Genomic DNA, 13,696 nt, shown 5'->3' with positions numbered 1-13,696 from the left:
TACTTCAACCGTGGCTGTACAGGGGCGATTGTTGGCTACCAACCATTCGGTGGTTTCAACATGTCAGGTACAGACTCAAAAGCTGGTGGCCCAGACTACCTACAACTTCACATGCAAGCAAAAACAACTTCAGAAATGCTATAATATTTCCCATCATAAATGCCGTACATAGTTTCTTATGTACGGCATTTTTTTATCGTTTATCTCAAACGTCTATATAATAGAAGAAACTCATGTGAATATTGATTCACTTCCCTCATAGATTCCCCTTTTACTTTCTCTACATGAGCCAAAAGGATACTTTTCTCCTATAATACTCTGGTATATTTTATGGTATTTCTAACATTTGACCCTTAACTTGATTGTGTAACTTTGTTAAAATGATATCAGTTTAGGAGGGTAAAACTATGAAAAAACTATCAATTTTTATGTTACTCATGATGCTTGTTAGCGTAATCATTTCGCAACCCCAAAAGGCCTATGCTGATGAGCTATCAGGACATATGCATGAAAGTGGTATGCGTTATTTGATTTCCAAAGGAGCCTTGCTGAAAGATGCTACTGGCAGCTATCGTCCGAATGATACTGTTACACGCGGTGAATTCGCCACATACATAGCAAAGGCTTTAAACTTAGAGACAAAGGATAATAGTACGTTTACAGATGTCTCTGACACATATTTATTTGCCAATGAAATCAAGCTTGCCGCTACTGCTGGCATAATTACCGGCTACACAGATGGCACATTTAAGCCAGATGCACGTATTTCAAGAGAGCACATGGCCGTTATGTTAATTAGAGCGGTTGATTATTTAAAAATTCCAAAAGGTACTTCCTCTATTACATTCACAGATAATGCTACCATTTTCAAAGATTTCCGTCAGGACATTGCCATAGGTGCTCAATTAGGGCTTATTAAAGGAAGCTCTAACGGCATGTTTTTACCTAGGGACAATGCCACAATTGCTGAAGCATCAACATTTATATTTCGCTTAATTCTCCTTGCTGACACTGTTGAAAATAATAATGGGAATACTGATAACAACAACGGTAATAATGGTAATTCCAATAATAATGGGAACTCAGATAACGACAATAATTCAGGTAATAATAATAATGCCAATGCATTTATTGTTAAAGAAATCTCAAATGGTAATCTTGTAGACAAGCAATCTTATGCTAGTTTTGAAGCTGCTGAAAAAGCGATGACAAACAGTTCTTTAGTGGTTACTCAAAATAATAAGATTATAAAAATGTCTTCCGGTATTATTGTCACAAATAATTATGTCGCGTTAAATTCCGAAACGATAAAGGATCAAATTGCCGTTGCTGCTAATACAGAAATGGAGTATCTCGGTAGTGATGCCACTCAAGTAAGGGTACGCTTAGCTGGACAAGTTGGTTCTTTAAAACAAGCAGACGTTACCTTAATCCCTTCTGCTTTAGTAAAGGGACGCGCTTATTATACAAATGAAAATGGTGAAATTAAACATACCTTATATGATTATAAAGCCAATAAGTACTCATCTAGTTACGTCTACGGCAAGGCTCCTAGCTTTATGAAGCAAGGTGAGAAATACTTTAGCTGGGATGGTATTACTTTTACGAATGGTAACGGCTCTTCAAAGGGAGAAGGTTATAATTACTATCAATTCTTACCTGCTCGTGCTACGACACAATATACAGCTGAAGAAATTGATCAATATATTATGCAAAAACTAGCTGAAGTGGAGAGCTCAGGTGCTTCTATTTACAAAGACGCTACGACAAAAAGTAAACTCATTGGCTTAGGTACCGTGTTAAAAGATGTCGAAGCAAATGCCCATATTAACGCCATGCTGATTTTAGCACTTGCACAGCATGAGAGTGCCTACGGGATGAGTGATCATGCTCAAAATCTGAATAACCTATTTGGTTTATATGTATATGATACAAATCCATTAAACAAAAAATTTGATAGTGTTGGCGCAAACATTAATGAGCTTGTTGAAAAGTTCTTACAGCCTAATTACATTACGCCTGGAGGACGGTATACAAATGGTTCAGTCGTTGGCTCTAAAGCAATTGGATTTAACGTAAAATACGCCTCTGACCCTTTCTGGGGTGCCAAAATTGCTGGACACTACTATCGTGCCGAAAAAGCATTAGGCTATAAAGATGCTAGTAACCCGTATAAAATTGCACTAACAACAACAGCTGGTCTAAATGTTCGTGCTGATGCATCCACACAACAAAGTCCACTATTCACCTTTAATAAAAGTAATATGCCTGTTATCGTCACAGATACAGGTGCTAATGGTTGGTATCAAGTGATTTCAGATAGATCTCACTCAGAACCTGCTTATATTAGTAAGGATTATATTAAATTCATCCCTACTGTCAAGTAAAACTAAAAGGCTACCTCTCTAGTAATGGAGGTAGCCTTGTTTGTTTTTTCGGAATCTGGGTATTTATAAGTAAAGAGAAAAAACGACCCCAAAGCTAGTAATACTTTGGCATCGTCTCTTCCACTTTTATTGTTTTTTATAGTATTGCAAAATACCATTATAAATAGATTCTGCAAATAGATTCACGTATTGATCATTTGTCATTTTATTGTGATCCTCAGTATTTGTTAAGAAACCAAGCTCCACTAGAATAGATGGAATGACCATATTGCGAATTACGTAGTATTGTTCTTGTTTAACACCACGATTTTTCATATTTAAATTGTTAACAATTTGGTTATTTACAAATGTGGCTAAATCTATGTCTTCCTGATACATATCTCCTGTAGATATAGCATAATATGTTTCAGTACCTTGTGCTGACGAATTGGCAGCAGAATTGACATGGACACTAACAAAAATCTCACCGTAGTTTGCTTGTGTGAAATCTACTCGATCTTGTAATGATGGGTACGTATCACCAGTACGTGTCATATACACTTTGGCACCAGCATTCTCTAGTAATTGCTTTACTTGCGTGCTGACCTTTAATGTAATGCTCTTTTCAGAAACAGAACCTTTTACTGTCCCTGGATCTTTACCACCGTGACCAGGGTCAAGGATGATAACGCGATTTTGTAAAGGTTTAGCTGACTGATTTAATAGTTTTAAATAAGATTTATGAACAAAACCTGTTTGTCCATTGTAAGTGATTTCCGCCCAGTAACCGCTGATGCTATTAACTTGGACATACTCTCCTTTATTCAGCTTGAAAAGTACTGCTGACGTTGAATTACTTTGACTGCGCACATTTAAGTTAGCAACCGTTACTCTTCCTAGTACATCTCCTGAAGTAACAGGAGGTGTTCCTGGATCTGGATTAGGATTAGGCTTCTCTTCTTCAACCGTATCCGTTGTACTATTGGCTACCACATAACCTGGTAAACCATTCACTTGTGTTAAATAATAGCCGCCTACTGTTTTATAAACTGGTAATTTAACATTTGCTTTAATCGTAGAAATTACTTTTGCAGAAGAAGTTGGCTTCACATATAAGTTAACCGCATTTTTTGTCGTTACTTCTTTTTCGACTGCGCCTAACGCATTGCCATCTGCATCTAAAAATTCAGCATATTGTTTAAAAATATAAGCATAAGCACCTTTATAAGATACTTTTAACCAATTACCTTCAACTGCATATACTGATAATTTACCGCCTGTATTAACTTTACCTACAATGTTCGTAGTTGAAGTGCTATCCGTTGATTTACGAATATTTAGACCATCTGTCGTAACTTTTACTAAGCCAATAACCTGAGATGTATCAGGCACAGTTACACCTTTTACAGGCAATTCTAAACGATATTTCTCACTTTTTGCACGTGCCACAAATAATGAGAATTGTGAACGTGTCACCGTGCTGTTAGGTAAATACGTTTTACCTGTTCCGTTAGTAATACCATTATAATAGATTGTATTGATGTACTTCACATATTCATGTGTGATCCCTACATCTGTAAATGGTGCATCGATACCCTCATACTCACTTGTATCTAAATTAAATGCCTTTGTTAAGACATAACTCATTTCTCCACGAGATAGAGCTTTGTTTGGTAGGAATTCACCTTTTATATTTTTGTCAAAGAAACCTAATTGTACAGCACGTTCTATATAACCTGACATTTCAGTGCCTACTGTAACATCTGAAAAGCTAGATTTATTTACGACTAATGGTTTGTTTCCGGAGGCAACGACAACCATTTTGGCTGCTTGTCCTCTCGTTACATTGTTATTTGGGCCAAAAACTCTTTTACCATTCACAAAATAGCCTTGGATAACACCCAAACTTACTAAATAATTAATTTCTTCATAGGCTGGGTGATTTTTAGTGACATCTTCAAATGTAATATTTGAGTTGGTAGCTGCACTGACACTTGCACTATGTATCGTAAACATAGAAGCCGAAATGAATAAGACGCACAAGATAAGACTAATTTTTTTGATGTTCAATGTCTTATTTCCTCCCTTCTTGTTCTCTTAACGTGTCCATTTTAACAAAATTAGCTAAATAATGCATCATACAATAGAACTGTTAAATTATATTTTCCATATCACTTCCTCTCCTAAGTAGTTATCATAAAAATAGAAGAGTCTGCAATTGCAAACCCTTCTTCCATTATACGCTATTCAAAAGATCAATTCTTGCAATCTATGACAAAATTAACATGTAAAATTCAAGAAATTTATTGTTGAATTCTTTCAATGAAAACTTTAAGTTGTTTGATTTTTAATAATTCATCAGTGCCAAAACTTCCATCTCCATCGCCATTTGTAACACCATTAGAAGCAAGGATAGAAACATAATCACTAGCCCAGTTATTTTGAGGAACATCATTGAATGCTACTGTTTCTCCTTGGTTTTCAAGACCGAAAGCTAGTACTAAGACTTTAGCGATTTGTGCACGTGTAATTGGTGACGACGGGTTGAACTTACCGTTCGCATCGCCTTCAAAGATCCCCAATTTTTCAACAGCGGCAATAGCACCTGCATTTGCGTTTGTTGGTTTCACATCTACGAAATTAGTAGTTGTATTAGAAGTATCTAAGTTTAAAGCTTTTGCAATTTGTACAGCAACCTCTGCACGAGAAGCATATACTGAAAAGTCAATTGCAGCTTTTTTTACTTCAGCTTGTTGTTGCGAATCAAATGTTGCCACACGTTTAGCCCCTACATAACGAGAAGCCCAATAATATGGATCATTAACACTTGAGTAGCTAACGCCTTGACCTGTTTGAGAGTGGATCATATTACCATTACCTATGTATATACCCACATGTGAAATGCCACTACCACTTGTATTGAAAAATACTAAATCGCCAACTTGTAAATCACTCTTTGCTACTGCATTACCTTGTTGGTATTGAGAGCCTGATGTACGATTTAATTGAATGCCTAAGTCTGAAAATACTTTAGAAGTGAATCCAGAGCAATCAAAACCACTTGTTGTTGTACCACCGTATTTATATGGAATACCTAAATATTTAGAAGCTGTGTCAGTGACATCATCTTTTGTCGCTGCTTCAGCAGTATTTATATGAGTTGTTGAAAATAACATGAAAGATGCAAAAATCGGTAATAACCATTTCTTATTCATACTTTTGTTATACCCCTCTCAAAACTTTTTTGCCTATAAATAGACTATCATAAAAGAAGCTCTTGTTATTTTTCATTTGTGTAACGGTTTTAGACAGCAAAAAAACGCTGTAATACCAACGTTTGGTGGTATTTCCAGCGTTAAAAGAGGGATTTTTTTATCATTTTTCGAAGCTTTCGTAACATTACTGTAATATTAGAGCACCTTTGTTACACAACAACTTATTGACTAGAAAACATTTGAACCCAATAGTAATTTTCTTTGCTATCCTGCGCTATTGCAACACCTGTATTCGTATAATGTTCTTTCAAAATGTTATCGCGATGACTAGGTGAAGCCATCCAAGCCTTTACAGCAATCTCGGGCGTTTGAATATTTCTGGCGATATTTTCTCCAAAGCTTGTATAATCATAATCAAATAAAGTCGCTAAATCCCATGGGGCACCATAAAACGGCGAAACGTGTTCAAAATAATGGCGGTTCACCATATCCTGCGCTTTAATGATTGCGATTTGTGTCAATTTTGGATCATACACAACAGGTTCTAGCTTTTTCTTTTGTCTTTCAACATTAATTAACTGAATAACCTTTTTCGACCATTCGGTAGAAAGGTTGACTGTTGGAATATAATCTTTTGCCAAATAATCATAAGCCACTTCTAATTTGTTTATTTTTTGCTGAAAATAAATACTTCGTTCAACGAACACAGCAAATTGGGCGCGTGTCACTAACTGATCAGGTGCAAAGTGTTTAGCGTCTACCCCACTGATAATGCCGATATCAGCAAGTGATTCAATATAATTATGTGCCCAATGCGTCTGAGGAATATCTGCGAATTGGGTATTATTTTTGTTATCAACCTTAAATTGATACGCTAATGCTAGCATTTTTGCCACCTGCATTCGCTTTAAAGGCTCCTCAGGATGAAAGGCTTCCCCTTTTTGGATAACCCCCAGTTTAACAAGCTGACAAATCTCTTTGTAATAGGGATGACTAGCAGGGACATCCTTAAATTTTGTCGTATTTGCTATGTCTACATTGTTCTGAATAGATCGAGCAATGGCAGCAGCAGCCTCTGCCCTTGTAATTGCCTGCTCCGGTTTAAATTTGTTATCGCTATATGTAGTCATATATTGTTTTGTTAGCATATGTTGTATCGAAGCGTTTGCCCAATATGAATTCGAAACATCCACAACTTTGGCAGATGCCGCTTCTACCTGACTTAAATTTGTTAAACTTCCTACGGTTGCAGCTATTGAAAGGACGATGATACTCAGAATTTTTTTCAACAGGGCTACCTCCTCAATATGTCAAATATGTAGCAAACGGCGCTTTTTCATCACTGAAGTGGAGAAACGAAAATTCACCATACATACTATATGATACGAAATTCGAATAAGATAGTTTCACTTTTTTTGGAAAATAATAAATTGTTTCATTATTTATCATTATAAAAGGAGTTTTCCCTTAATATTCGTTGGGAAAACTCCTTTTTTCTCATACTATTGAATCATTTTAAGATATTCTTCTAAAATACGATAGTTATACACTAGTCCCTGTTGCTCTATCGACAATGAGCTGTAGTCTTTTTGAGCTGCTAATACTTTTTTCTCGAATGATGAGCTATCTGGATCGATATTGCCAATCGCTTGAACGACCTTGAGAACGGCAGCCACATCTTTTTCAGCCTGTTTGAGTAAGTCTTCATTGATGACTTGCCCCCGTACTTTAGAATCCAATGCCTGATAAGCAGCTACGGCATTAGCCACATCCTCTATATACGTTGGTGAGCTCGGAGAAAGGCCTGCAATCATTTCAACGACCTTCTTGACGTCGGCCATACTTTTCTCCGCCTCTAATAGAATTGAATAATTGGAGATACGCTGTTTATCTGTCGTATTCAAACTATCGTATTCTTTACGTACGGCTTCAACCATACCAAAGTAGAATTTATCCTTAGGATTTAATTTTGCAATGTTATTATAGACCTTGATCACGCTGTCTAAGGATAGTAACAATTGGTCGTTATACACATAGCGTCTTTGGTCAGCATTTAGCTTGTCGTAAGCTTTTAAAATCTTTTGATATTGACTATTCATATCCTTAGCCGTTAAAAGACGATCAATATCCTCCACAATACTTATAACGGGCTTAATCAGCTTTTCTTGGTCTTGTAATACTCTGTAGTTTTCCACAGCTCGTTGCTGATCCTTTGGTAAAGCATTATAAGCAGCACGAATTTCTTGAATACGTTTTACATACTGCTTCGGATCAACAGATGGTAAAGCATCAATCATTTGCATTACATTGCCAGCCCCTAGAATACTTGACTCAGCAGCCTGCAATAAATAGTAGTTTGTTACATATTGCTGCAAATCGGTAGGTAATGCATCATAAAGCGAACGAGCTCTTGCTGTATCTTGAAGGAATGTATTGCTTGAAGATTTTAGTTTACTAATCAATTCCACTACATTGGATACAGGCTCATATTTTAAGAGTACATCAATATTGTTGATGTATTTCTTTTGATCTTTCGATAGTTTGTCATATGCTTTACGGACAGAGTTAACGTTACTAACAAAGCTTTTCGATTCTGGATCTAGTTCATTAATTTGTACCATCACGCTTAAAATAGGCTTAACCTCTTTTTCACGCGTTGTTAAATCTTTAATATTCGTCACTAGTTTCTTTTGGTTCGATGACAGCTTATCATAGGCTACACGTGCATTCATTAGCTTTGTTAAATAGTCTGCATCCTGCACTTCTGTTAATTTGATTAGCTCAATTACGCCCTCAGCTAACCCCTGTTCATTTTCAGCTGCTACCAGTGCATCATAGTTGATAATGGCTTGCTTCTTCTCCTCAGATAATGCATCGTAAAGCTCACGTGCCGTTTTCATATCTTGGTAGAATGTTTTACTTGTTGGCTTTAACGAAGCAATCAGGCCAATTAATGAAGCCACATCCTCGACAGCTGTAAGATTCGTATAGTTCGTCACATGTTTTTTTGAAACTTCATCAAGGGCATTATAAGCCTTCCGTGCGGCAAGTACCTTTTTTGTATAATCCTTACTCGTTGGGTCCAATGCATTGATCAGTTGAATAACCTTGATAACGGCTTTATTGCTCTTTTCATAATTACTTAAAGTTTTTGCCTGCTCCACAAGCTTCTGCGCATTTTTATCTAATGCTTTATAGGCAGTAGTTAGCTCGGCTACCTTTTGGACAAATGTGTCCGGATTCTCATTCGCTAATGCAAGAACACGTTCATCGAATGCCTTTGCCATATCGATATAGGCTTGTGCTTTTATAAGATCAGGATAATTAATAACCTGGGCTTGATCTGTTAATGCTGTGTATGCATCTGTTGCTGCTTTCACATCATCCTTATACGTTTTTCTAGAAGGATTTAATGCATTAATTTTCACAATTACGTCTATTACAGGTACAACCTCTTTTAAATTCTTATAATTTTTGACATAGGTTTTATTTTTATCATCTAGCTTAGCGTAGGCTGTATAAGCTGATTTGGCTTTTGAAATATAGCTCTTAGAGGATGGATCAAGCTTTTCAAATTGTGAAATAACATTCACAACCGTTTTATATGATTTCTCTAAATCAGTTAAAACTTTAATATTCGTTACACGGCTTTTTGCCGAAGATGGGAGGCTATCATAGGCAGCTCGAGCAGCTAAAATCTCCGTGATTATATCATTTGATTGACTTAGCTTTGATATTTGCTGAATCACACCCGCTATTACTAAATCTTCATTTAAAAGATTGGATAATTTCTCTTCAAGTTTACTTTTCATTTCAGCCAATGGAGCCGCGTCATTACCATTCCCAGCATTTAACGCCGTCACCTTTGATTGCAGTTCCGTAATTTGGGTCTTGTAATCTGGCATTGTCGGTTTAAGGGCATTGACTTGTTTCGATAAAGTCGCATATTGGTATAAAAGATTTAAGCGATCTTTATTTTGCACAAATTCCTTTTCTTCCATAGCCAATTTGTCAAAGGCCGACTGAGCAGCAAATGTTTTGCTCTCAAATGTAGACGCTTTAGGATCAATACCGTCAATTAATTTGTCCACATTTAAAGATGCATTGTAAACCTTCTCCCACTTTGTTAGCTCAGCAAGATTATTGACAATTTTTTTGACATTTGCCGCGTTAATAGTAGTGCCAGTTGTTGCTGGTGGCACATCATAGGCAGTACGAGCAGCTTTGATAGCCTCCACTTTATTTGAGGCACTTGCAATTGCCAAAATAAGTCCTTCGATTTTTTCAGCAGAAGCAATATTTGCTACTGCTACATTTAGATCCGTTGTATTTTTTACAAGTTCTTTATCAATTGTTAATGAATCATACATCCCTTTAATGGAGTTTACTTCTGTACGATATGCCGCCTCATTGGATACACGCAGTGCTGAAATTTGCTTGGAAATATCAGCAGCCTTTTTATATTGTTCAAATGTAGAATAGTTTGCCACTAACTTTTGTGAAGCTTCATCTAAAGCGTTGTAGGATTTTTCAATAGCCGTTACAGCACTAATAAAGCTTGTTGCTGACGTAAAGTCTGCTGGTTTTTTAGCTATTAATTGAGTAATACTTAGTGAAACTTTATCTATGGCTGACAGACCCGTTAAAGCATCCTTATATTTTTTAAAAGGTGTTACTGTATCATTGGTTGGATTATAGGCCTCAGCCACTTTCTTTTGATCTGCCGTTAGTAGGTTATAAGCTGCTGTAACTTTATCTAATGCTGAAGAAATAGCTGGATAATCCGTTGGGCTTTGCTTTAATACATCCACTAAAGCGTCAAGCTCTGTTGCAGTAGTTTTGACTGCTGCTGCATCATCAACTAATTTTCCAAGTTTCGCAATATCTACTCCTTTGCCTTTAAAATAGTTATTGCGATCAGCTTCTTTATAGCCATATTGTAAGACTGTTCCTCGAACGGTATTAGTAATGCTGCTAGCACTATTGGCAAACGCTGCATCGACCGCTTTCTCAAATTGCTTTTGTACGAATAAATATGATTTGTCTGTCGTTTCATTACCTAAAAAACTTTCATATTCTGTTTCTACAGCATTTACATCGTCTATAAATGTCTTACTAGTATTAGAGATTGCACTAATTTTCTTCCAAATTGCTTGTAGTTCATTTAATAGGCGACGTTGTTCCACTACATAGTCGTACTTTGCTTGAATCAGTGCCTTTTCATTGTTGTCAAATCCAAGATCATTCGAATTTTGTACAACTTTAATATCACCATCTGCTATCACCATATCATTAGCAGTCGAATTCTCCGATAATTTACCGAATTGGGCAATGAGCTGTTCCTTTGTCGTTGCAGCTGCCACAGCGTTGACATAGGAAACTTGCTCCGTTTGTGCTGTGACACGAGATTGTGCATCATTTTCCTGTGCATTTGCTATAGCTGTAGGTGCTAATAAAAGACTTGTTATAACACCTGCTGTCAATTTTCGATTCAATCGAATCACCCTTTCATTTTTTATGTATAAGAAAATGAATATGTTCATTTTCATTTATCCTGAAATGGCATAGGATACCTCTTTTTAAGAGAGTGCGTAATCAAGATAAAGCATCCGAAGATCATTGAGATTTATTTCGAGCAAAATCGAAAAAATCTGGACATATATACGCAGAGACGTAAATAATTAATCATTACTTTAGTATCGGTGTAAATTACACGTTTTCAAGCCATTCTATTATATTTACAAAATAATGGGCGTCAAAAGTAGTTTTTCAAAATTACTAGCTAGAAAAACAGGAAGTTATTTCAATTATACTATACAATAGATTTATCTTGATTCTTCGGATTTCCAACGCCTATGGAATCATAAGAAGTCCTCTGGCAGATACTACAGATTTTTGAAAATGAGCTTTCGAGTAAATGTAAAAAAATGTGACACACATCCGCCGAGGTGTAATTGATATTAGGATGTTTTTCATCCATCGACATGTAATGACGAAATACGTTTTTCCAACGAAATTATTGGAAAAAAACAGCTATTTTCATATGTCATAATGTCTTTACAAGGTGTATACTACATCTTTGATATCCTATTTTGGAAGAAAGGACGCTGTTTATGTTTTACCATTATAAGTTTTGGCATAGCTTAAAAAACCCTACCTACTTTACAAACATCGTAGAAAAAGGTGAGATCATCGGATATAAAAAACGTGCATTAACGGTGTTCATCCTTTTCATCCTATTGTTTGCTACTCGCGAATATTGGGGAATGGGGACAGAAAATTTAACGTCCTTATTTGCAATGGATTTACAAAATGAATACTATGTGGCACGCGTACTTTCCATGCTCGGTGCCATTTTATGGGCGATCATTTATTTTTGCTTCCATTATTACGGTGTTACCTATCTATTACATCTATTAACGGACATTCCTTATACTTGGATAAAAAAAGTCCAGCTTTACGTTGTTGCCTTTCTGCTCATTGAAAAAGCAATTCTCTTTGCTGTTTTTTATGGAGTGGGCTATACAACGATGTTTTCATTCTTTTCTTTGGCTCCTGCTGCCTTACAGGTCATTAAAACTGACTTCGTGTTATTTACAATCAATCAATTGACGGTAACGACCGTTTTAATCATTATTGTGCAGTATCTATTCCTGTCGAAATGGGAGGAAGAAGCTAGTAGAAAAATGTTAGTAGTCAAATTGATTGGCTTACAGCTATTTATGGCTTTATTTGTGGGCATGATTAGTGTGCTACCCATTAAAGAATGGATTGCTAGGGGGTTAGGATAATGGCATTTATCAAGGCAAGACCATGGACAAGTATAGGTATTGTGGTGGCGATGCTCATAATCGGTATAAATGCTTATTTTGTTTTCAAAGAAGATAGCACCGTGACACGATCCTACTTTATTGACGAATTTCAGAAAGCTTATATCGGTACGAATACGGAGCGTGTCAATAAGGAAACCATTGTGGCACCCGCCGAGACATATACCATTACAGCTGATGCAACAAAGTTATCCGCTGTCAATGTAAAACGTGGCCAGGAAGTGATGATGAATGATTTACTCGCTACCTTTAAAACAGATGAAGTAGACGAGGAGCTTACAAAGCTTGAATCGGAACGCACTGCCTATGAAACAGAATTAAATGATTTACAAAATGCACTTGATCAAATTGAAGACGAATACGACGATTCGAATCCAAAAAGCTCTATTAATACCGATCAAATCAATGATAGATTATCTGTTACATTGAAATTAGAGCTTGCTCAACAAAATTCGCTATCGACAGCAGTTGCCCTGTTAAATCGACATATTGCTGAAACAAATCGTCAAATTGCACTCATTGAAGCGCAAATTACACAAATAGAGTCTCGTCAAGGCATTGTCAGTCCTATAGATGGTGTAGTGTCAGCAGTGAAAGAAGAGGCTGGTGCTTTAACCTTCGAAATCTATTCGAATGAAAAAGCCATGTATGCTTATTTATCAGAAAAAGAATGGCAAAAAGTACAGGAGGGCCAAACAGTTGATTTTAAAGTGAAACATGTCAAAGATGCATTATCTGGTATCGTTTTAGACAAGCAAATGATTGCTACAGATGATGAAACATTTTGGGCAAATGAATTAGCTAAATCAACAAACCTTCCGCATCCAACAAATTATGAAGTAGTACTGCAACAGGATGCGCCAATAGAGGAAGTACCGTTTTCAACAACTGGTAAAGCCTCCATTATTGTCAATGAAGCGTTCGATTCTTATAAAGTCGATAAATCGTGGTTAGCGACAACAAAAAGAGGGAATAAAAAGCTCCATATCATTAATCAGGATGGAAAAATTCAATTGATAGATATTAATGTCCAATTTAATACGACTCAATCAGCTATTTTCTCAGACTATCTCGATGAAGGAACACCAATGCTCTCTAATGTGAAGCGCAATATGGAAGCCTACACCTTCCGTACTTTACCTATTGAGAAATTGCATTGGAAGCAGTTTAAAGAGTTAACTTGGAAGCAATATGTAAAATACATTGTTTTCTAAATGCAAAATCCGCCTCACTCTCTCTAGAGATGGGCGGATTTTTTTACGAAAATACCCCTTGTAGCTATAAC

At 36.4% G+C, this 13,696-nt stretch carries 7 protein-coding genes; 3 read left to right on the top strand and 4 right to left on the bottom strand.

Annotated features, from left to right (window positions below):
- Positions 1–407 precede the first annotated feature (407 nt).
- Complete coding sequence (locus tag KVT27_RS17955) at positions 408–2,387, top strand: S-layer homology domain-containing protein (protein ID WP_217581713.1); 1,980 nt, start codon at positions 408–410, stop codon at positions 2,385–2,387.
- Between the two features lie 126 nt (positions 2,388–2,513).
- Here KVT27_RS17955 and KVT27_RS17950 read toward each other — a convergent pair whose 3' ends face one another.
- The 4 genes from KVT27_RS17950 to KVT27_RS17935 all read right to left on the bottom strand — a co-directional run bounded on the left by KVT27_RS17950 (position 2,514) and on the right by KVT27_RS17935 (position 11,085).
- On the bottom strand, positions 2,514–4,436 hold the full coding sequence (locus tag KVT27_RS17950; protein ID WP_217581712.1) for an N-acetylmuramoyl-L-alanine amidase: 1,923 nt from the start codon (positions 4,434–4,436) through the stop codon (positions 2,514–2,516).
- Between the two features lie 233 nt (positions 4,437–4,669).
- The gene (locus KVT27_RS17945; RefSeq protein WP_036123123.1) at positions 4,670–5,581 is read right to left on the bottom strand and encodes a C40 family peptidase; all 912 of its coding nucleotides are present in this window, start codon (positions 5,579–5,581) and stop codon (positions 4,670–4,672) included.
- Between the two features lie 221 nt (positions 5,582–5,802).
- The gene (locus KVT27_RS17940) at positions 5,803–6,870 is read right to left on the bottom strand and encodes a CAP and S-layer homology domain-containing protein (protein ID WP_217581711.1); all 1,068 of its coding nucleotides are present in this window, start codon (positions 6,868–6,870) and stop codon (positions 5,803–5,805) included.
- Positions 6,871–7,083: 213 nt separating this feature from the next.
- On the bottom strand, positions 7,084–11,085 hold the full coding sequence (locus KVT27_RS17935; RefSeq protein ID WP_309140238.1) for a rhoptry family protein: 4,002 nt from the start codon (positions 11,083–11,085) through the stop codon (positions 7,084–7,086).
- 609 nt (positions 11,086–11,694) lie between these two features.
- On the opposite strand from KVT27_RS17935, the gene KVT27_RS17930 reads away from it, so the two are divergent.
- Together KVT27_RS17930 and KVT27_RS17925 are read left to right on the top strand one after the other, a co-directional pair.
- Positions 11,695–12,372, top strand: a complete 678-nt coding sequence (locus KVT27_RS17930; RefSeq protein WP_008180873.1) for a hypothetical protein — start codon at positions 11,695–11,697, stop codon at positions 12,370–12,372.
- Positions 12,372–13,625: an HlyD family secretion protein gene (locus tag KVT27_RS17925; protein WP_217581709.1), complete on the top strand. Its 1,254-nt coding sequence runs from the start codon at positions 12,372–12,374 to the stop codon at positions 13,623–13,625. The genes KVT27_RS17930 and KVT27_RS17925 overlap by 1 nt, the downstream gene beginning before the upstream one ends.
- Positions 13,626–13,696 lie beyond the last annotated feature (71 nt).

Origin of the sequence: Lysinibacillus sp. GbtcB16 (assembly GCF_019091145.1) — a bacterium.
Lineage (GTDB): Bacteria > Bacillota > Bacilli > Bacillales_A > Planococcaceae > Lysinibacillus > Lysinibacillus fusiformis.
This window is presented reverse-complemented; position numbering and strand designations above follow the sequence as displayed.